General features: G+C 41.6%; 23 protein-coding genes. 2 read left to right on the top strand and 21 right to left on the bottom strand.

All coding sequences use genetic code 11. The annotated features are described in order from the left end of the window. Positions 1 to 32 precede the first annotated feature (32 nt). From era to ybeY, 3 genes are read right to left on the bottom strand one after another with little or no spacing between them, the layout of a single operon-like run. Positions 33 to 932, bottom strand: a complete 900-nt coding sequence (gene era / locus I6G42_RS06035) for a GTPase Era (RefSeq protein ID WP_000143272.1) — start codon at positions 930 to 932, stop codon at positions 33 to 35. Between the two features lie 16 nt (positions 933 to 948). Continuing rightward, positions 949 to 1,344, bottom strand: a complete 396-nt coding sequence (locus I6G42_RS06030; protein ID WP_000378175.1) for a diacylglycerol kinase family protein — start codon at positions 1,342 to 1,344, stop codon at positions 949 to 951. After that, positions 1,325 to 1,822 carry an rRNA maturation RNase YbeY gene (gene ybeY, locus I6G42_RS06025; protein WP_000275167.1) on the bottom strand — a complete coding sequence of 166 codons (498 nt, stop codon included), beginning with the start codon at positions 1,820 to 1,822 and terminating at the stop codon, positions 1,325 to 1,327. The genes I6G42_RS06030 and ybeY overlap by 20 nt, the downstream gene beginning before the upstream one ends. Positions 1,823 to 1,926: 104 nt before the next feature. Here ybeY and pavA point away from each other — a divergent pair, with 104 nt between their 5' ends. After that, positions 1,927 to 3,582, top strand: coding sequence for an Rqc2 family fibronectin-binding protein PavA (pavA, locus tag I6G42_RS06020; RefSeq protein WP_000006751.1), 1,656 nt, complete (start codon positions 1,927 to 1,929; stop codon positions 3,580 to 3,582). A 32-nt stretch (positions 3,583 to 3,614) separates the two neighbouring features. Here pavA and deoD read toward each other — a convergent pair whose 3' ends face one another. From deoD to I6G42_RS05975, 9 genes are all read right to left on the bottom strand, one after another. Next, a complete protein-coding gene (deoD, locus tag I6G42_RS06015) occupies positions 3,615 to 4,325 on the bottom strand; it encodes a purine-nucleoside phosphorylase (protein WP_000022080.1) in 711 nt (236 codons plus the stop codon). 402 nt (positions 4,326 to 4,727) lie between these two features. Continuing rightward, positions 4,728 to 6,011, bottom strand: a complete 1,284-nt coding sequence (locus tag I6G42_RS06010) for a chloride channel protein (protein WP_038805089.1) — start codon at positions 6,009 to 6,011, stop codon at positions 4,728 to 4,730. A 2-nt stretch (positions 6,012 to 6,013) separates the two neighbouring features. Beyond that, entirely contained in the window at positions 6,014 to 6,823 is an 810-nt protein-coding gene (locus I6G42_RS06005; RefSeq protein WP_000143354.1) for a purine-nucleoside phosphorylase, read from the bottom strand. Beyond that, positions 6,820 to 7,380, bottom strand: a complete 561-nt coding sequence (locus tag I6G42_RS06000) for a DUF1697 domain-containing protein (RefSeq protein ID WP_004245928.1) — start codon at positions 7,378 to 7,380, stop codon at positions 6,820 to 6,822. The genes I6G42_RS06005 and I6G42_RS06000 overlap by 4 nt, the downstream gene beginning before the upstream one ends. Position 7,381: 1 nt before the next feature. Then, a complete protein-coding gene (locus tag I6G42_RS05995) occupies positions 7,382 to 8,593 on the bottom strand; it encodes a phosphopentomutase (RefSeq protein ID WP_038805088.1) in 1,212 nt (403 codons plus the stop codon). A 23-nt stretch (positions 8,594 to 8,616) separates the two neighbouring features. Continuing rightward, positions 8,617 to 9,300, bottom strand: coding sequence for a ribose-5-phosphate isomerase RpiA (gene rpiA, locus I6G42_RS05990; RefSeq protein ID WP_038805086.1), 684 nt, complete (start codon positions 9,298 to 9,300; stop codon positions 8,617 to 8,619). Between the two features lie 104 nt (positions 9,301 to 9,404). Next, positions 9,405 to 10,334: a peptidase U32 family protein gene (locus I6G42_RS05985; protein ID WP_038805085.1), complete on the bottom strand. Its 930-nt coding sequence runs from the start codon at positions 10,332 to 10,334 to the stop codon at positions 9,405 to 9,407. Between the two features lie 125 nt (positions 10,335 to 10,459). Continuing rightward, complete coding sequence (locus I6G42_RS05980) at positions 10,460 to 11,140, bottom strand: ABC transporter ATP-binding protein (protein WP_000125736.1); 681 nt, start codon at positions 11,138 to 11,140, stop codon at positions 10,460 to 10,462. 13 nt (positions 11,141 to 11,153) lie between these two features. Beyond that, a complete protein-coding gene (locus tag I6G42_RS05975) occupies positions 11,154 to 12,209 on the bottom strand; it encodes an ABC transporter permease (protein ID WP_000280274.1) in 1,056 nt (351 codons plus the stop codon). 385 nt (positions 12,210 to 12,594) lie between these two features. Here I6G42_RS05975 and I6G42_RS05970 point away from each other — a divergent pair, with 385 nt between their 5' ends. Then, the gene (locus I6G42_RS05970; protein WP_001111509.1) at positions 12,595 to 12,879 is read left to right on the top strand and encodes a DUF3270 domain-containing protein; all 285 of its coding nucleotides are present in this window, start codon (positions 12,595 to 12,597) and stop codon (positions 12,877 to 12,879) included. A 64-nt stretch (positions 12,880 to 12,943) separates the two neighbouring features. On the opposite strand, the gene I6G42_RS05965 is transcribed toward I6G42_RS05970, so the two are convergent. The 9 genes from I6G42_RS05965 to I6G42_RS05925 all read right to left on the bottom strand — a co-directional run bounded on the left by I6G42_RS05965 (position 12,944) and on the right by I6G42_RS05925 (position 20,594). Then, positions 12,944 to 14,281 carry a sensor histidine kinase gene (locus tag I6G42_RS05965; RefSeq protein WP_000482352.1) on the bottom strand — a complete coding sequence of 446 codons (1,338 nt, stop codon included), beginning with the start codon at positions 14,279 to 14,281 and terminating at the stop codon, positions 12,944 to 12,946. Further along, a complete protein-coding gene (gene ciaR / locus I6G42_RS05960) occupies positions 14,271 to 14,945 on the bottom strand; it encodes a two-component system response regulator CiaR (protein ID WP_000590630.1) in 675 nt (224 codons plus the stop codon). The genes I6G42_RS05965 and ciaR overlap by 11 nt, the downstream gene beginning before the upstream one ends. 109 nt (positions 14,946 to 15,054) lie before the next feature. Further along, entirely contained in the window at positions 15,055 to 17,601 is a 2,547-nt protein-coding gene (locus tag I6G42_RS05955) for a M1 family metallopeptidase (RefSeq protein WP_001149137.1), read from the bottom strand. 122 nt (positions 17,602 to 17,723) lie between these two features. Beyond that, positions 17,724 to 18,164 carry an ASCH domain-containing protein gene (locus tag I6G42_RS05950; RefSeq protein WP_000188803.1) on the bottom strand — a complete coding sequence of 147 codons (441 nt, stop codon included), beginning with the start codon at positions 18,162 to 18,164 and terminating at the stop codon, positions 17,724 to 17,726. 24 nt (positions 18,165 to 18,188) lie between these two features. Further along, positions 18,189 to 18,785 (bottom strand): DUF6707 family protein, encoded by a 597-nt coding sequence (locus tag I6G42_RS05945; RefSeq protein WP_001101063.1) that lies wholly within the window; start codon positions 18,783 to 18,785, stop codon positions 18,189 to 18,191. 33 nt (positions 18,786 to 18,818) lie between these two features. Beyond that, positions 18,819 to 19,178, bottom strand: a complete 360-nt coding sequence (locus I6G42_RS05940) for a hypothetical protein (protein ID WP_000800853.1) — start codon at positions 19,176 to 19,178, stop codon at positions 18,819 to 18,821. Further along, positions 19,156 to 19,656 (bottom strand): NUDIX hydrolase, encoded by a 501-nt coding sequence (locus I6G42_RS05935; protein ID WP_000403619.1) that lies wholly within the window; start codon positions 19,654 to 19,656, stop codon positions 19,156 to 19,158. The genes I6G42_RS05940 and I6G42_RS05935 overlap by 23 nt, the downstream gene beginning before the upstream one ends. Before the next feature lie 10 nt (positions 19,657 to 19,666). Next, on the bottom strand, positions 19,667 to 20,365 hold the full coding sequence (locus tag I6G42_RS05930; protein WP_000167098.1) for a 3-oxoacyl-ACP reductase: 699 nt from the start codon (positions 20,363 to 20,365) through the stop codon (positions 19,667 to 19,669). Further along, positions 20,358 to 20,594 (bottom strand): DUF2829 domain-containing protein, encoded by a 237-nt coding sequence (locus I6G42_RS05925; protein ID WP_000141913.1) that lies wholly within the window; start codon positions 20,592 to 20,594, stop codon positions 20,358 to 20,360. The genes I6G42_RS05930 and I6G42_RS05925 overlap by 8 nt, the downstream gene beginning before the upstream one ends. Positions 20,595 to 20,604 lie beyond the last annotated feature (10 nt).

The raw sequence follows: 20,604 nt of genomic DNA, 5'->3' as shown, positions 1-20,604 counted from the left end.
AAAACAAGAAGCAGGCATGAGCCCACCTCTACTTAATATTCTTTCTCATTATAGCCAAAGTCAGCCAAATCTAGCTTTTTATCACGCCAGTTTTTCTTGACCTTGACCCAAGTTTCTAGGAAAACCTTGTCCCCTAGCATGAGTTCGATATCACGACGGGCCATGGTCCCAATTTTCTTGAGCATTGCGCCACCTTTTCCGATGATGATGCCCTTTTGGCTATCGCGCTCAACCATGATGGTTGCCCGGATATGAACCTTGTCTGTCTCTTCGTCACGCTTCATAGAGTCAACTACTACTGCGACTGAGTGAGGAATCTCTTCACGAGTCAAATGGAGAACCTTCTCACGAATCATTTCTGAAACCAAGAAACGCTCAGGATGGTCTGTGATCTGATCAGATGGGAAGTACTGGAAACCTTCCTCCAGATTCTCACTCAAAATATCGATTAGATGAGAAACGTTATTTCCCTGAAGGGCTGAGATAGGAACAATTTCCTTAAAGTCCATCTGGTTACAGAAGTCATCAATCTGAGCCAAAAGCTGGTCTGGATGGACCTTGTCAATCTTATTCACCACTAGAATCACAGGAACCTTAGCAGCTTTCAGACGCTCAATAATCATATCGTCGCCCTTACCACGTGGCTCATCAGCTGGCACCATGAATAGAACAGTATCCACTTCACGCAGAGTACTGTAGGCAGATTCCACCATGAAATCTCCAAGAGCCGTCTTAGGCTTATGAATTCCAGGTGTGTCGATAAAGACGATTTGCTCCTTATCCGTGGTGTAAATACCCATGATTTTATTGCGCGTTGTCTGCGCCTTGTCACTCATGATGGCAATCTTTTGCCCCATGACGTGATTCAAAAAGGTTGACTTCCCAACATTGGGACGTCCTAAAATGGCTACAAAGCCTGATTTAAATGTCATAATTTCCTCTTATTGTTTAAAATAGTAAATCCCAAATGCGTGGGAGAAAGATAAGTGCACCTGTCACTGCGGCAAGAAGGGAAACCACAAGCACGGCACCTGCTGCCATGTCCTTGGCTTTCTTTGCCAACATAGAAAAGTGATAGTGACTGGCTAGATCCACCACATTTTCAATAGCAGAGTTTATAATCTCAAAGGCTACTACTAAGAAAATGCTCATTAGGAGAAAGAGCCATTCGATTCGTGACACCTGAAAAACAAAACCTGCAAGGATAACTACTAGAGCCGTCACTGCATGTTTTCGCATATTGCGTTCTTCCTTGATCGCAGTCAGAATCCCTGTGATGGCAAATTCTAAACTGGATACCAGGTCACGATTTTTCCATTTTCGTTTATTGTCTTGTGAGTCCATAGGCTGTCAAAATTTCTTCTTGTAAACCGAACATCTCCGCTTCTTCTTCCGGAGTGTAGTGATCGTAGCCGTTAATGTGTAAAAAGCCGTGTACTGCCAAGAAGCCCATCTCACGCTCAAAGCTGTGACCATATTCCTCAGCCTGCTCATGTGCTTTATCGATAGAGATGAAAAGTTCCCCAATATAGGCATCAAACTCAGACATCATCTCTACTAATTCAGGATTTTCAAGCAAATCCTCTTCATCAAAGGCAATATCCAACTCTGGTTTATACTCAAGGCTGATGACATCTGTCGGACGATCCGTATCACGGTACTCGAGGTTGAGTTCGTGGCTACGATCGTTGGTCACAAAAGTGACTGCCATCTCCTTGTCTTCTTTTCCTATTTTTTGGGCTGCAAATTCCAAAATTTCTTGGGTTTGTTGCAAGATTTCTTGTGAAACTTGACCAGTTTCATCTACCATTTCAATATACATGTACTTCTCGATTCTCTTTACTTGGCTTTATTATACCATATTTCCATGATTTTATTCTACCTTTTTGATATAATACTATGGAATACAATCACAAGGAGAGAACGATGTCATTTGACGGATTTTTTTTACACCACATGGTTGAGGAATTGCGAAGAGAGTTGGTCAATGGTCGCATCCAAAAAATCAATCAGCCTTTTGAACAAGAGTTGGTCTTGCAAATCCGCAGCAATCGCCAAAGCCATCGCCTGCTCCTCTCTGCTCATCCCGTTTTTGGTCGCGTCCAGCTGACGCAAACGACTTTTGAAAATCCAGCCCAACCTTCTACTTTTATCATGGTTTTGAGAAAGTATTTGCAAGGTGCCCTGATTGAATCAATTGAGCAAGTGGAAAACGACCGTATCGTGGAGATCACCGTTTCCAATAAAAACGAAATTGGGGATCATATTCAGGCGACTCTGATTATCGAAATCATGGGCAAACACAGCAATATTCTCCTCGTAGATAAAAGTAGCCATAAAATCCTCGAAGTCATCAAACACGTCGGCTTTTCACAAAATAGCTACCGCACCTTGCTTCCTGGATCGACCTATATCGCTCCACCAAGTACCGAGTCTCTCAATCCTTTTACTGTCAAGGATGAAAAGCTCTTTGAAATCCTGCAAACCCAAGAACTAACTGCAAAAAATCTTCAAAGTCTCTTTCAAGGTTTGGGGCGAGATACGGCAAACGAACTGGAAAGTCTATTGGTTCATGACAAACTGTCTACTTTCCGTCACTTTTTTGGACAAGAAACCAAACCTTACCTAACAGAGACTTCTTTCAGTCCAGTTCCTTTTGCCAATCGTGTAGGAGAGCCTTTTACCAGTCTTTCTGACTTGCTGGACACCTACTATAAGGACAAGGCTGAACGAGACCGCGTTAAGCAGCAAGCCAGTGAACTGATTCGTCGTGTTGAAAATGAACTTCAGAAAAATCGACATAAGCTGAAAAAACAAGAAAAAGAGTTACTGGCGACAGACAATGCTGAGGAGTTTCGTCAAAAAGGAGAATTGCTGACAACCTTCCTCCACCAAGTACCTAATGACCAAGATCAGGTTACCTTGGACAACTACTACACCAATCAGCCTATCACAATTGCTCTTGATAAGGCACTAACTCCCAGCCAGAATGCCCAACGCTATTTTAAACGTTACCAGAAGCTCAAAGAAGCTGTCAAATATCTGACTGAACTGATTGAAGAAACCAAGGCCACCATTCTTTATCTGGAAAGCGTTGAAACGGTTCTCAACCAAGCTGGGCTGGAGGAAATCGCTGAAATCCGTGAAGAATTGATCCAAACAGGTTTCATCCGAAGAAGACAGCGGGAGAAAATCCACAAACGCAAAAAACCAGAACAATATCTGGCGAGCGATGGCAAGACCATCATCTATGTCGGACGCAATAACCTGCAAAACGAGGAACTAACCTTTAAAATGGCTCGCAAGGAGGAACTTTGGTTCCATGCCAAGGACATCCCTGGAAGCCATGTCGTCATCTCAGGGAATCTTGATCCATCTGATGAAGTTAAAACAGATGCGGCCGAACTAGCTGCCTACTTCTCCAAAGGGCGCTTGTCAAATCTCGTGCAAGTGGATATGATAGAAGTCAAAAAACTCAACAAACCAACTGGAGGAAAACCCGGTTTTGTAACCTACACAGGACAAAAGACCCTCCGTGTCACACCAGACCCCGAAAAAATCGCATCTATGAAAAAATCCTGATTCCACTTGAAATCAGGATTTTCGTTTACATTTTACTCTGCAATCAAGGTTTCCAAACCAACCTTCATCATATCGGTGAAGGTGTTTTGGCGTTCTTCTGCAGTAGTGTCTTCATCTGGATTGACCAAACTATCGGAGATGGTCATAATAGCAAGTGCATCAACGTGGTGTTGGGCAGCAAGATAGTAAAGAGCTGCTGCTTCCATCTCCACAGCCTTGACTCCCCATTTACCAAGCTCGATGTTCTTTTCAAAATAGTTTGAGTAAAAGACATCTGAAGACAAGACGTTCCCAACGTGGGTTGTCATACCGAGTTCTTTGGCGATATGGTAGGCCTTATCTAGCAAATCAAAGCTAGCGATTTGTGGGAAATCATACTGTGGCCAGTCGTTGCGAATGATGTTTGAGTTAGTTGCAGCAGCCTGTGCCAAGACCAATTCACGGACATGGACATCCTCATTTAACGAACCCGCAGTTCCCACGCGGATCAATTTTTTCACCCCGTAGTCCACAATCAACTCGCGTGCATAAATCGAAATCGATGGCATCCCCATCCCAGTTCCCATGACAGATACACGGTGACCCTTATAAGTACCAGTGTAACCAAACATGTTACGCACTTCGTTAAAACAAACAGCATCTTCAAGGAAATTCTCCGCAATAAATTTCGCACGAAGAGGATCCCCCGGAAGAAGAATTTTATCAGCAATTTCACCCTGCTTAGCAGCAATATGGATAGACATAATATAAGATACCAAACCCGTCAAAAAGCAAAGGGAAAATAGGAGTTGGGTGCAGTGAGCGATGCTCGCTAGACCAACTATCTTTTTCCCACTGCTTTTAGGGTGGGTTCAATTCCTTTCTTTCTTAATTTTGATGACAAATAGGAGAACAGCACGGGTTCAATTCAAACCCAAACTACCTACCTTTCAATTTTTTTAGAAAAGTTTTCCGCTCGTGTTCAAATCTGAACATCTCGCTCTACCTTTCTTTTTTTTATTTTTATATTTCATAGCTAGGAAAAATCGTATTCAATCATGACTCCGATAAGCCTACTACATTTTTATTTAAAACAGTTATTGATAAACTGACAATAGTTTTTAATCTTTTAAGATAAATCCTTGATTAGAAGAAACGGGCATTTCCTACCTAATTACTTTGTTCTTTGACATCTTACACAGTATGCTAGCCCAAGGAAAGCGATCTAACACTTTTGCAAAACCATAAGCCAGGAAAGCAGTTACTAAGAGATACGGAAGAGAATCTATACCTAGCCCAGTGAAACCTATAACTAATCCGGTTGCAGAAATGGGTGCCCTCAAGGTCACAGATAAAAAGCAAACCGATCCCAAAAGCAAAATGCTTGGCTGGCTGTCCAAACCTAGAATCATGCCTAAGAGAGCAGCTCCAGCCATCCCCAAGGCAAAAGATGGCGTAAGAGTACCACCATAGGCCCCTGCCCAAAGGATAATAAGAACGACCACTGCTTTTAGGAAAAACATGAGAAGCACTGTTTTACCATCGCTACCATTTAAAATTTCCTGAGCCATCATGCGTCCATTGCCAAGTAGATGCGGAAAGTAAATTGCCAGACCAACAAGAAAAAGAAAAGCTGAAGGCAATGTGAGAAGTATTCGTTTATCTTTTATCCTGTTTGAAGACACTTCTTTACTTAAACGACCAAAAAGCCAAGCTAGGGGGGTTAAGAAGAGAAGTAATAAAGGGGCAAACCACACTTCCTTTAATGACCATGCAATAGCTGGAATCTGGTAGAGAGCATGATCTGAAATAACCCAGCCTGCTATATAGGTTGACACATAGGTAGTCAAACCGACTAAGACAAATCGCTTGATAGATAAAGTAATTCCTAGAGTCTCAAAAACGAAGAAAACACTTGTTAATGGAACCTGATAGACAGCCGCTAAACCAGCACCAGCACCACAAGCAAGGAGAAAGATGCGATCCTTCATAGACAGTATACATATTTTTCCAATTGGCCCTGCAAATAGAGTTCCAATCTCTCGTGGCGCAGCTTCTTTGCCAATAGGCGCTCCCCCTCCAACTGCAATAATCTGCCAAATTGAATGAAATAGCTGTCTTAAAAAATGAAGCTTGTATTGTGAAGTCTCATCCTTCATCTGAGCTTTGATGGAATAAATCTTCGACCCTTTTTGCAAGAAGTACCAGACTAAGGACGAGCTAAGACCCACGATTATTAAACTTAGTCCTATCCGTGAGGAGGAAACTCCATCTGTCAAAAATCCACTATGGTGCTCTGACTGACCAAAAGCTAGCCCCTCCACCATCTCTAAAAGATAATGGAGAAATATACCAGATAAACCCGAAACTATTCCTTGCAGAATCACTGCTACGAATAATCTAAAATTATAAGGGATTTTTCGAAAAATACTCCTCAATTCTATTAACATGATTACAATTCAGCAAGAATCGCTTTAAGCAAACCTTTGAAGTCACCTTTGACACGCTCAGTCACTTCTACAACTTCTTCGTGGTTGAGTTCTTCTTGGAAACCAGCAGCATGGTTAGTGATACATGAAATACCGAGAACTTTCAAGCCTGAGTGGGCTGCCACAATAACTTCAGGAACAGTGGACATACCAACTGCATCTGCTCCAAGTGTCTTATAGGCACGAATCTCTGCAGGTGTTTCATATGTCGGACCTGTTACACCAATATAGACACCTTCATCAAGCTTGATACCAAGTTTCTTAGCCACTTCATGGGCAGTAGCACGATACTCTGGAGTGTAGGCTTTAGACATATCTGGGAAACGTGGACCAAAATCATCCAAATTTTCACCCATCAATGGGTTCTGCCCCGTCATATTGATATGGTCTGAGATAGCCATCAAGGTACCAGGACCATAACCAATACCGCCAGCTGCATTGGTTACAATGACACCTTCACATCCGAGAACTTTCATCACACGTACTGGGAAAGTCACGACTTCCAGAGGATTGCCTTCGTAGAAATGAAAACGACCTTGAAGAGCCAAGACCTTGCGACCTGCAAGGTCACCATATACCAATTTACCAGCGTGACCGACTACTGTCGAACGACCCCAGTTTGGAATGTCTGCATAGTCTACTACAACTGGATTCTCGATTTCTTCCGCCAATTCTCCAAGACCCGATCCAAGGATTAGACCGAACTCAGGTGCTTGAATACCCTTGTCTTTCAGGAAGGCAGCTGTTTCCTTGATTTTGTCTAAAAATGTCATTGTGTGTCTCCTTTATTATTTTTTAGCATTTGACCGATTTTGTCAAAAGTTTTAGCATTGCGAATGGTGATTTGGCGGTAGAAAGGCATCTTTAGCAAGTACTTGTGATAGGCAGTTGCATAGTAAGATTCTTCAGAAAATTTCCCCCAGAAAATCCCAAGTCTTCCAAAATGAACCACTTCATCTTCCAGTTCCAAACTGTCCACTTTCTCGATGACTTGATCCACATCCAAGCCCTCCGTGTAGAAGAGGACATCTTTTCGTGCCATGTCTTTTGTCCACCAATCTGGTAGATTGTCAAGCTCCGCCTCAAAGTCCTCTAGACCCAGTAAAGAAAAGCTCTGAATAAATGGATAATGGACTTCAAAGAAAGCCTCTAACTTTTCAACCAATTGGGCTTTGGGAACAGTCGAAGTAAAGAAAATGTTGCCACTGTTGATGTAGGTTTCAATCTTTTCCAGTCCCAACTCTGTCAATTCTTGACGAAGTTGCGCCATGACAACCCTATTTTTCCCTCCGACATTAATGCCCCGAACAAGTAAAGCATATCTCGTCATCTTATACCAATTTATCTAAGAAACTTTCCCCAATCATGGCAGTTTCAACACCAAAGTTATCCGCAACTGTCGCTGAGATATCTGCAAAATGTCCAACTGGAATCAAACCGTTTCCTTTAAAGGCAGGACTGTAAGCTAAAAGTGGAATATATTCACGAGTGTGGTCAGTTCCCGCATAAGTCGGGTCATTTCCATGGTCCGCAGTAATCAAGAGAAGGTCGTTCTCTCTCATGGCTGCGATAATTTCAGGCAAGCGCTCATCAAACTCATGCAAGCAATCACGGTAACCATGAGCGTTACGGCGGTGACCGTAAAGGGCATCAAAGTCTACCAAGTTTGTAAATGAGAATCCTTTTTCAAACTCAGCAAGTCCCATCGTTTTCAAAAGTGTATCAATTCCATGACTATTTGACTTGTTGTGGCCCATGTCATGGTTGATACCAGCACCGTTAAAGATATCGTTGATTTTACCAACAGCATAAGTATCGATGCCAGCTTCGTTCAATTTATCCAAAACAGTTGGTGCAAATGGAGATACTGCCAAGTCACGACGGTTTGCTGTACGAGTGAAGTTACCTGGTTCACCAACATATGGACGGGCAATGATACGACCTAGAAGAGCTGGACGCTCAAGGGTAATCGAACGAGCATATTCACAGATACGGTACAATTCATCTAAAGGAATGATATCTTCATGGGCAGCAATCTGCAAAACAGGGTCAGCTGAAGTGTAGATAATCAACTCCCCAGTTTCCATCTGACGTGGTCCAAAATCATCGATAACAGCTGTTCCTGAGTAAGGTTTGTTGGCTTCACGAATGACCTTGCGTCCTGAAAATTCTTCGATTTTTGTCAGGATTTCTTCTGGGAATCCGTTCCAGAAAGTATCGAATGGCTCAGTAATATTGAGTCCCATGATTTCCCAGTGACCAGTCATGGTATCCTTGCCTAGAGATACTTCTTCCAATTTTGTTGCATAACCTGTTGGATTGCTTTCAGCTGGTACAGTCTTAAGAGGCGTTTCGCGAGGAATATTTCCTAGACCGATTTTAGCCATGTTTGGCACATTCAAACCAACTGTTTTGGAAATGTGTCCTAGTGTGTCAGAAGCTCCATCTGGAACCCCTGCATTGACAAAGTTATTGGCATCTGGTGCAGCACCAATTCCTACAGAATCCAGTACCACCAAGTGAATTCGATTAAATTTTGACATAATCTGTCTCCTTATTATTTTAGTTATCTTGCTTTTGTTGAAGTTAAAATCTGAACGCCATCCCGTCCCGCTACGATGACCTCATCCACCATTTGGTTGAATAAGCCATGCTCTACGACACCAACGACATGGTCCAATTCTTGTCCGAAAGCAATTGGGTCTTCGATGACTTCCAAGGCTAGATCAATGATAAAATTCTGCATATCTGTCACAAAACGTTGGCCGTCTTTTTCACGGAAACTTGGTTTGTAGCCAGCTCGCTCAAAACGACGAAAGACCTGTTCTGCGCCATACTGAACCACTTCCACAGGCAATTTAAAAGCACCTAGTTTGTTTACAAGCTTGCTTTCATCAACAACCCAGATGTATTCTTTAGATGGCGTTGCTACAACCTTCTCCATGAGAAGGGCGCCCCCACCACCTTTGATTCCATTAAACTGGCTATCCACTTCATCTGCTCCATCGACTGTCAGATCGACAAAGTCTACTTGGTCAATCGACTTGAGTGGAATTTTGAGTCCTTCTGCCTGTTTACTGGTCACACTAGAAGTCGTTACAGCTGTGATCTGCAATCCTTCTTCCTTAATCCGACGACCGATTTCTTCTACGAAATAGTAGGCAGTAGAACCCGTTCCCAGTCCGACAACCATGCCATCCTTGACAAACTCAGCAGCCTTGATACCTGCCATCTTTTTCAGATTCTCCACTCAAACACCTCCATCAAATAGCTACTTTCATTATAACATGTATCCGTTTTTATTTCATGGATACACTGGAAAACCCGAACATTTTTATTTCGGGTTTTGGTGTCCTATTTAACCATATCAGGATCGTAATCATAGAATCCTGTATCAAGGAAACGATTTTTAGGGTGAAGTTTACGGACTTCTTCATCCAGCAAGAAGGCTTGATCATGGCTAAAGTTACCCTCTTGGATCAAGCTACGCGCCTGGATAAAGAGTTTAGCAATCTCAACAAAGTTCTGACCTGGAGTGTATAGTCCTTCTAGCTTCCAATGGGTGAAACCATGCTCCACCAATTCTGTCAATTTGGTCATCAAATCAAGGTCATTGTTGGCAAAGATATGGGTACCATGATTATCTTCAAAGATAGAATAATGGCTCTCTGGATCACTTGGTTCTGCCAAGAAAAGGTCACGCTTACGTGTCTTTTCATCATCAATATGCGTAAAGTTATAGTAGTTTTGTAAGAGCGGACGCTTAGAATGGTGAATGACACTGGCACCATAAACCAAGACTTCAGCAGGAATTTCCAAAATCTCTGGCATTTTAAAGAGTTCAGCAGATGGAATTTCACGCGCTAAAACCGCCTCAGAAGCTCCTGCCTTTTGACCCCAGAAATTAATCTGACGACTACTAGTTACCATAGTTGAAGCATCGTAGATAGTCTTGAAGGAATAGCCATCACGGTTGACCACGTAAAAGACACCTGCGTCCCCAACAGTAATATAGTCTGTCTTGATTTCTTCCAAGAAGTCTAGGAATGGCTTGATACGGTCCATCATATCTTGGTGCATGAGGGCATTAACCGCGACAATCAATTCCTTGCCTGCTTCATGAACCAACTTAGCGATGGTGCGTAAGTCTTCATGACTAAAGGTCGTTGGCAGACGAAGTCCAAAATCTTTCTCACCGACATAGATACGGTCTACGCCAACTTCGAGTAACTGTTCAACTTGTTCAATACTTTCAGCAGTTGCTGTAATGATAATCTTTTCCATAAGAAAAATTATACCATATTTCTCAAAAATCAGCTATGGTTACTGGGAGTTTCACAAAATGTTAAACATATCTCTATCTTTCCCAATCAAAAAAGTGAACAGTAACTTGTACTATTCACTCTATTTTATACATGTGTTTCTTCAACTAGGTGGCCATCGTTCATAACATAAATACGATCAACCTTATCAAGAAGACGAGTATCATGCGTAATCATAACAACTCCTCTACCTTGTTCATGGGCAATGGCGGCCAACATCTCCGTTACTTGGTAAGCACGCTCGGTGTCTAGACTGGCTGTCGGCTCATCTGCAAGAACGATGCTCGGATTGTTATAGAGCGCTCTGGCAATCGCCGCACGTTGACGTTCACCACCTGATAGAGCCTTGGGATACTGATCTTGTACCTTTTCCAAATCCAACAAGTCAAGTAACTCTTTTCGATCACTTTTACTATTTTTCCCCTTATCCAGTCTGTCAATCAAATCCAGCTGTTCCTTGACCGTTAGAAAAGGAATTAAGTTTGAAGCTTGTAGAATAAAGCCAAACTCTCTAAAACGGAGGTCTGTTTTCTCCTTCTCCGTCAAATTGCCTGTTTCTTTCCCCTTTACCAAAATCTTTCCACTCGATGCTTCCTGAAGTTGTCCAAGAGTTGTTAAAAAGGTCGTCTTTCCAGAGCCAGAAGGCCCAACGATAGCAACGAACTCTCCCGCATTTAGCTGAAAATTCGTTTCATGCAGGGCCACGACTTTCATCTTTCCTTCCCCATACGTTTTTGTCACTTGAGTCATTTCAATCAATGCTGTCATACTATTCTCCTTATCATTCTGCAATCGCAGTAATCGGGTCCACCTTTAGCAAGCGTGGAAGTGAAATGACACCACCTAGAAGGGCCATCAAGCAAATCACCAAGCTTAGGACAGAGTAGGCTATCCAACTTGGGTAGAAAAAGAAGGTAGCTGGTAAAACTAAAATCACTCCACCAATAGAAAGCAAGGCTAAAGCAATCCCCATACCAGCTAAGAGGAAGATTTGACAGAAAAGAGACCAAACAATGGTTTTGATCTGTATACCCTGAGCCCGCATTATTCCATATAGTCCTAGTTTTTGGATGGTAATGATATAAACAAAAATACCTACAATCAAGCCTGAGATGACAATCATAGCGAGAATCATCCCTGAAAATACATTAACCTGAGGGGTGTAACCAGGAATTTTTGATATCATTTTTGGGATGGAAATCTGTTTCAGTCCATCGCCGACCACTTCTATGTCATTTTTCAATACCAAGGCAGAGATGGAACGATTGGCTTTCAAGGTTCCTTGTAAGGTCCAATAAGTTGTCAGACTCGTAAAGACAACAGGCTCAGTGAAAAATTTATTTCCTTGAGTCAGGCCTACAATCTTGTAACTTGCCTCGCTTCCATTGAGCTGAATGGCATCACCTAGCTTCATCCCATAGTTCTCAAAAGACTGATCCACGACAACCTCATCATCTCCTTCAGGATAACGACCCTCCGTCAAACTAGGAGAGATAAAAGAATCCCAGTTTTGAGCAAAGATGGAAACGTTGATCTTTTCACTACCATCGACTAGATTGGTTACAGCGAACATATAGCCCAATGGAGCAGCCTCTTCAGAATTCTTATCCTTGTAGTCCTTTTCAGGAATAAAGGATGCCGTCAAATTATCATTTGCGTAGTCGGATAAAACGACACCTGTTGCTTGCCAATTATCAATAGCTGCTCGGTTGTTTCGCACAAGACCAAGAGCTAGACTGGTCATAAAAAAGACCATAAAAGCGATAAGAAAAATGGTCGTTAGAATCAAACTATATCGAAGTTTGTTTCGTAATATCTCTTTGATAGCAAGATACATGCTTATCTCCTTTTACTTTCCCGAGAGGTAGCAAGAAGGCCACCCAGTCCAATAGACAGAATCTCTGTCCTTCCATCCATTCAAAACAACTCCTACCAATACTCTTCAAAAGTATCCAGGTAGCAACTTAACAAATCATCTTAGGAAAAAGCCTCAGCTTGCTATCAATTTATATAAGTTATCCTTTCCTTTCTCAGTATATTTATAATAGAGAAAGTCAGGTCATCTGTTTTAAGTGTAGCATCCATGTTATCACTTTCTCTAGTGGGTGTCAAGAAGAGTGACTTAGAAGATGATAAGAGACTTTAGTAGTTTTGTAACCATTCTGTAACAATTCTCTGCATAAAAAATGATAAAATAGTTAGGTACTGTTAAGGAGAGAATCATGCCCGCAAGAAAATTAGAAGCTTATGAGTTTGAACAAATTCCCGAATCAAAACAAACTCCGCTTTATCAAGATTATACACCGGAAGCCCCAGTCGGCCCTGGCTTAAAAGAGATTTTATTTTTTGTAAATATTGCTTGTTTTTGTATTTTTATGGCACTTTTTAGTTTTATCTTTTTGGCCTTAAAACTAAATACAGCTTTATCATTTATTGTTGCTATGGGAACAAGCTTCGCACTTTTACAACTTCAACGAAAGATTATTAAACAAAAGATTCTAAAATAAAGGTTGGTACTACTACCAACCTATTTTCTAGTTATCTGAAAAGACAGTTATAAAACTGTCTTTTTTATTTATTCTTTCGTTTTGGAGGAGATTGGATAGCGACTTTAACTTCAAAAATCGTTCCTCTAGGTTTGTTATCTTTTACGCTAATCGTTCCTCGTAAGGCATCAACAATCTGCTTGGCCAAAGATAATCCAAGGCCAAAGCCACCTTTCTGACGGGTTCTCGCCTTGTCTACACGGTAAAAACGGTCAAAGATTTTCTTCTTGTCAGCAGCTGAGATTCCAATCCCATTATCCGCTACTGTTAGATAGAGGTGGCGATCTGTAGCATAAACCACAAACTCAATTTTTCCATCTTCTTCGGTATACTTGATGGCATTATCAAACAAGATGGTCATGAGTTGTTTTAAGAGCAACTGATCGGTCATGAAGGGACGATAAATCCGATTTTCATAGTCAAAAACTCGATCATTTTCAGAAGCAATTAACTCATAGTTGGTAAAGGTGGTTTTAAAGAATTGTGGAGAAACTTCTGCTATTTCTGGCTTAAGTCCATCATCTCGACGTGCTAAATTGAGAAGGTTGGTTGTAAGGAAACGCATATTCCGAACTTCTTCGAGGCTAGAAGCAATACTTTCGCTGGATTCCATGATCGTCGCTTCTGGTTTTCGAAAGAGAGTCTCTAAACGATTTTGTAAAACAGCCAAAGGTGTTCTCAGTTCGTGGCTTGCATTTTCAACAAAGGACTTCTGCTTTTGCATACTTTCCAGCAAGGGTTTGACACTGACACGTGCCAAGTAAACACTGGCAATTAAAGACAGGAGCCAGAAACTAGCCATGACTACAACAATTAAATGCTCGTGATTTTGGCTGATTTGCTCAAGCTGGCTGGTATTGATTAGAACCGCCGCATATTTAACATTGCTTGAAACAGTGGACGAATTTGTTTCCATCAAGATCATTCGGTAGGTTTCTTCCTGACCGTAGCTATTGACAACTTGGATTTGCCGAATATGATTCAACTCTTTCTTGTCCAGTTTGATCTTGTCCAAGCCTAAAAAGCGGTTACCCAGTAAGAGTTGGTTAAAATCCTTGTCAAAGAGCAAGACTTCCGTATTGGAGCTGACATTGGGCTTGATTTCAGCCTTGCTGGCATCCGCTGTTGCTGGTTGAATATCTTTGACTTCTTCAGTTGCCCGATTAAGGGCTAATTGGATGACAGCTTGAGGGCTAGTGCTAAGGGCTTGTAGTTTTTCATCTACAGAAGTGTAGAGACTCGAGTGCATGACCTGAAGGATAATCAAGGTCATAGCAGAGAAGATCAGGGTGAACACTCCAAAGTTTCGAATGAAATAACTGAAATCATCCGCATACCATGTTTTTTTTAGTTTATTGAACATCTTTTAAAATATACCCGACACTACGCAAGGTTTGAAGATTCTCAGCAAAGGCTGTCCCCTTCAATTTCTTACGAACTTTTGAGACATAGACTTCTACAACGGAAATAGTCGTATCGCTATCAAATCCCCATAGACGGTCAAAAATTTGTGTCTTGGGAAGAATGACATTTTGATTTTGAAGGAAGTAAACCAATAACTCAAACTCTTTTCCAAGCAGTTCCACAGGAGTATCTTCCACTTTTACTTCATTCGTTGAAAGGTTGACGACAATATCCCCATAGGTCAAGGTATTTTCGTTAAACTTACCTGAACGTTTGAGAAGGGCTTGGATCCGCATTTTGAGTTCTTCAAGGTAGAAAGGCTTGGTCAGATAATCATCTGCTCCCAACTCAAAACCATGTCCCTTGTCATCCAAACTTTCCTTAGCAGTCATGATAAGGACAGGGGTTGTAATTCCTTTTTCACGCAATTCTTTCAAAACTTGGAAGCCATTTTTTTCAGGCAACATGAGGTCAAGCAGAATCAAGTCATAAACGCCACTCTCAGCTTCGTAAAGTCCTTCTTCACCATCAAAGACCTGCATGACATCAGCAAAATCATCTAAAAAGTCAAATACTGAGTTTGACAGACCTAGGTCATCTTCTACTAATAAGATTTTTATCATCAGAAACTCCTCCTTGTTATGATTATTATACCAAAATTGCCTTAAAAAAAACTCAACTCTCTCTTGTTTTCAGATAGAAAGTTGAGTTTTTATTTACATTTCGAACGAATTAAGCTTTAGCATATTGGGCTACAACAGCTTCTACTGCCGCTTTCTCACGCTTAATCAAGTCAACACGCGCTGCAATATCCTTGATTCCCATCTTGATATTACGGCTAAGAGCAAGGTCAGAGAGTTGTGGTTCAAAGAATTCCTTGTACTCTGCCAAGCGTTGATCTGTTTTAAAGATATGCGATGGGAAGATGACAAAGCTATCAAAGCTCATATCACCACCAAGGGCTGCCTTAATCCAGTCCCAGTTTTCACGCGCCCAAACCCAAACAGTTTCTTGGGTAGCTTGGTGTCCTAGGAATTGGAGATACCATGAAGAAAGGTCTTGTGGTTTCACCACAAATTTATCTTTCCATGAACTAATCAAGGTTTGGATATTATCCGTATCTTTACTATAGGCAAGAGCCCCTGCCAACTGACGTTTGAAGACTGCATCCGTCGCATGAGTGTAGAGGTCCAGATAAGTTGCCACCAAATCCTTGGTCTCATGGTGTTTCATTTCATTGATGAGAACTTGAGCGCGAATTGCTGCTGGAAGTCCTGCAAGATTTTCCTTGTGAGTCGCAAAGATTTGGCTAGCGACTTGACTAGCTTCTGCATCATTGGAGCGAATCATCATGGAAATGGTCAACTGACGAACCAATTCATCTTCATCTGATTCACCATCTTTAGCTTCAAAACCAAGACGGTCATAGTTATGACGAGCCAATTTAGCAACGAGACGGTTAAAGGATTTCTCAGTTTCTGTTCCTTCATCAATAAAGCGCTCAAGGGCAGAAATCACTTGAGAAACAGCTGAAACCACAAGGTAAGACTCTTCCTTAGCAAGTTTATCAAGCACAGGTAGCAAGTCAGCATAAGAAATGTGACCTGCCTCAGCAAGCAAACGACGTTCTTGCACGATTTGCAGTTTGCTTGTATTATCAAGTGTCTCTAGCTCAGCAAGAACAGCTTCTAACAAGTCTCCTTGATAGTCGGTAATGTAGTGGGCAGTATTTTCAGTGTTGAGACGAAGAGCTCCTTCATTTTCAGCAAGAAGAGCTGCATAGCCAGGAATTTCAATACTTTCAGTTTCGAGTGTATCTGGTAATCCTTTCCAGTTGCTGTTGAGTGGCACAACCCAGAGACGATTCTTGTCTTCGTGCTCACCGATAAAGAATTGTTTTTGCGAAATCTTCAAGACATCATTCTCAACTTTAACAGTAAGAACTGGATAACCAGGTTGCTCCAACCAAGAATCCATGAAGGCTGCCACATCACGACCAGACGCTTGTCCAAGGGCATTCCATAGGTCACGACCAATGGTATTTCCATATTGGTGTTTTTCAAAGTAGGCATGCAAACCTTTAGCAAAATCAGCATCGCCGAGCCAACGACGAAGCATGTGCATGAGGCGACTTCCTTTGGCATAGACGATAGCTCCGTCAAAGAGCGTATTGATTTCATCTGGGTGTTTAACTTCGACGTGGACAGACTGAACGCCATCAGTCGCATCACGTTTAAGTGCTCCCGGCACACCACCTGTTTGGAAGTCTTCAAAGATATTCCAAGTTGGCTCGATGGCATCGACACAGACGTATTCCATCATGTTAGCGAAGCTTTCATTGAGCCAAAGGTCATCCCACCATTTCATAGTCACAAGGTTTCCAAACCATTGATGGGCAAGTTCGTGAGCGATAACAAGGGCAACTTGTTGGCGGCTAGCAAAGGTTGAGTTCTCATCCACAACCAAGTAAACTTCACGGTAAGTGACAAGACCCCAGTTTTCCATAGCACCTGCTGAGAAATCAGGAAGGGCAATATGGAGAGATTGAGGAATTGGATACTTAACTCCGTAGTAATCTTCGTAAAACTCGATTGAGCGAACGGCGATGTCTAGTGAGAAATCAAGGTTAGATAGTGGGTGGGCTTTGGTTGAGTAGACACCTACGAGGGTACCGTTTTTAGTTTTAGCTGTTACCCCCTGTAAATCACCAGCACCAAAGGCTAACAAGTAAGAAGACATGCGAGGTGTTGTCTCAAACTTCCAGATACCCGTTTCCTTACGGTTTTCAACATCAATTTCTGGCATGTTTGACAAGGCCAATTCACCTTCTGCTTGGTCAAAACGTAGAGAAAGATCAAAAGTTGCTTTGGCTTCAGGCTCGTCCACACATGGGAAGGCTTCACGCGCAAAATGGCTCTCGAACTGAGTAGACAAGACTTCCTTCTTCACTCCATCAACTGTGTAGTAAGAAGGGTAAATCCCTGTCATGTTGTCTGTAATTTTTCCTGAAAAAACAATAATCAATTCAACTTGACCAGCCTCAGCCAATTCGATATGAAGGGCTTCATTGTCATGGTCAACTGTAAACGGACGAGCTTGACCCGCAACTTCTACAGAAGCGATTTCCAAGTCTTTTTGGTGAAGGGAAATACGGTCACCCTGTGCTTGACCAGTAATGGTCACCTTCCCAGAAAACGTCTTGGTCTCACGACTCAAGTCTAAAAATAAATCATAGTGTTCAGGAACAAATTGCGTAATAAAATGTTCAACTGCTTGCATAGTTTTCTCCTATTCTAAGTTTAAGAGCTGTTGCTCTTCTTCAAACAAACTTATTATATCATGTTTTGCTTAAGAAAAAAGGATTGGGCGGCGATTTCCAAAACTTTCTTCCTTCTATCTGTCTACAGAGGGTAGACCTTGCGAAACTCTTCCAAAACGACCTTGCTGTCAGGCGTAAAAGTTAGTCCTGCCTCTCTCAGCCAGTCAGCGAAACAGTCCTCATGAACCTGACGCCAATAGGCTAGGGATTTGTCACCTTCCCCTTCCTTAAAGGCATGGTCAGCAGAAACTTGATGAAAGGGCTGAACGGAAACCTTTGTAATTTCGACAATGCAGACAGCCTGATTTTGACTATCTAAAATGACGTCAAATGTCCCTTCTTGCGGTAGAGATTCGCCTTCTAATGCGTAGAGATCGTAGGCTGAGGCGGTTGCTGTCTTTTCGCCTTTTAAAACCAAATCTGCCAAGAGATCGGCTTCCACTCCAAAAGCCCAGGCATCTATCTCATCGCCGATAGAGGGGTTGATTTGCTTGTATGCTTTCCACATTTCTTGAGGTGTCATGGGTACTCCTTTTCATTTACTTTTTTATTTAAAGGGATAGAGTTGCTTAAATCCATTTATTAAAATATAGTCACGAAGAATTAAAATCATGCTTTGAATCTCATTATTAACTAAATCCCGATCGATTTCCAATTCATTGGAAAAAGTTTTTAAATACAATAAATGAAATAAGATTCCCATTCTTTTATTCATTTGCGAAACTTCATCCTTGGCTTTCTCTAACTCTGTTTGAAGAGAGTTTAATCTAAAACCTGTCAAAAAACGTTTGTGTACCTTTCTTTTCCCAAATACACTCACTTCATCACTATAATTTAATGCATAGAGAATCCTATCTCTTACTTGTGTTAGATATTTTTCTTCATCTATCAGAATAGCCAGTAAAGCAGAATTTTGCACAGGTTCCCAATAGCGATAATCACCGTCAAAGTTAACTTGAACCATTTTATCAATCATTGACTGAGCTAAAGCAGTATTATCGGACAGATACAAGATATAACTTAAGCGATTGAGAACATGCATAGCATCCATCTGAGTTTTTTTATTCTTTTTGGGGACCAGGTTTAAATACGATACTAACTCAGCATCGTTTTCAACCTCTTCGATTAGTTCTTTAACATTCATGTATCTACTCCTTTTAATACTTACAATAAGCCTTTACTCTATCCCATCATCTTTATTATATTCTATCATGCAGTTGACTGCATATTCTCCCCATTCCCAAAAGTCATTAAACTCTTCCCGTTGCTCCCAGCCTTCTGCAGCAAAGTCATGAATGAGTTGAACCCTATTGCTCTTTCCTATTTCAAAACAAGCAGTATCATCACAATCTCCTCTTTTAGCGAATGGAATCAACTTTCTTGTTGGATACCTTTCCTGCAACCCCTTGTACAGAGATAGCGCCCATTCTGAATCTAAAAAATACCAAATATCAAAATCAACTAAATTGAGTTCTACCATTTTTTTAAATGATTCAGGATACTGAAATATACTTTCATTCATTAAATAATTTTTCATCTCTCACCTTCCAATTTCTATAGCTTGTCATATCTAATTCTGGAAATCCTAGTAATTCAGACTTAACCTTCAAAACTAATGGCGATGCATTTTCTGTAGTAAGTTCTTCCAAATTCAACCAAAGTACATTTGCTGAATCATTACTTCCATCAAGAACCTCCTGAGGAATTGAATTTTGAGAGTGTTCAAAATCGAGTACTATATCATAAAAGGCCATGATATGATGTACTGCAAAGTCTTGCCCATCTTCTTGAACCAGCACATCATAAATCCTAGGATTAGCGTAACCCTTAAGCTTATATCCTGTCTCTTCCAAAACTTCTCTAATCAGAGTTTTCGTCAGTCCTTCACCAAGTTGCTGACTACCACCCGGTAGATCATAACGATGTTGATAAGGGCCTCTCGTTTTTTCAATGCAGAGAAGCTTCTCATTTTCAAAGCAAATGCCATAGACTCCAAAGTGATTTTTGATTTCCATCCAACTTCTCCTACTTCAAAGACCAACCACCATCAATCGTAATGATTTGTCCTTGCATGGCGCTTGCTTTTCCACTTGCTAAGAAAAAGCTAAGCTCTGCTACTTCCTCTGGATCAATCCAGCGCTTGATGGGCGTTTCACTAGCCACCCAGTCTGCCAACCCACCTGGCTCAAAATCCGCGGCGGTCATAGCTGTCTTAACAGCTCCTGGAGCGATACCAAAGACCTGAATACCTGCCTCTGCATAGTCTAGAGCCAACTGCTTGGTAAAGCCAGCCAAGGCGTGCTTAGACGAGGTATAGGCATGACCACCTCCGCCAGCTAGGCTTGAGGCAATCGAACACATATTGATAATAATTCCTTTTTTATTTTCTAGCATTTTTGTCAAATAATGTCGAGTTAGCTCAACAGGAGTTATGTAGTTGATTTCAAAAATCTCTTGAATTTCCCGCGCTGATTGTTCCAATAGGGGCTTATAAGCATCCAAAACTCCTGCAGTATTACACAAGACATCCACCTGAGGGCACCAGTCAAAAACAGGCTCTAAATCAAGAGTTAAATCTCTCTGTAAAAAGTGGAAATCACCGTCTAAGATTGGCTTTTCGACTTGATCCACACCGTAAACTTGATAGCCATTCTCTAAAAAGAGTCGAGCTTGAGCCAGACCGATCCCTAAACTCACTCCCGTGATCAATACACGTTTAGTCATGCACTTCTACCCAATCTGTCGCCAAAACATCACAAGGTGTCGGACTCCACATGGAAAAACCTTCCCCTTCTCCGGACACGTTGATTAGAAAATAGGGCGTCACTTCAAGTGCAACTCCGTTTTGTTCGATGGTGTCAAAAAGTTGGACATAGTTTTCAGCCCCTCCCCAACCAGTTCGTACATATTTTTTCTTAGCCTTTAATCCAGGCAGGATTTCTTCAAATGTCATGAGTGTCTCC

Origin of the sequence: Streptococcus oralis (assembly GCF_016028255.1) — a bacterium.
GTDB lineage: Bacteria > Bacillota > Bacilli > Lactobacillales > Streptococcaceae > Streptococcus > Streptococcus oralis_AC.
Note: the sequence above shows the minus strand (reverse complement) of the source record. Positions and strands in the feature narration are given on the sequence as shown.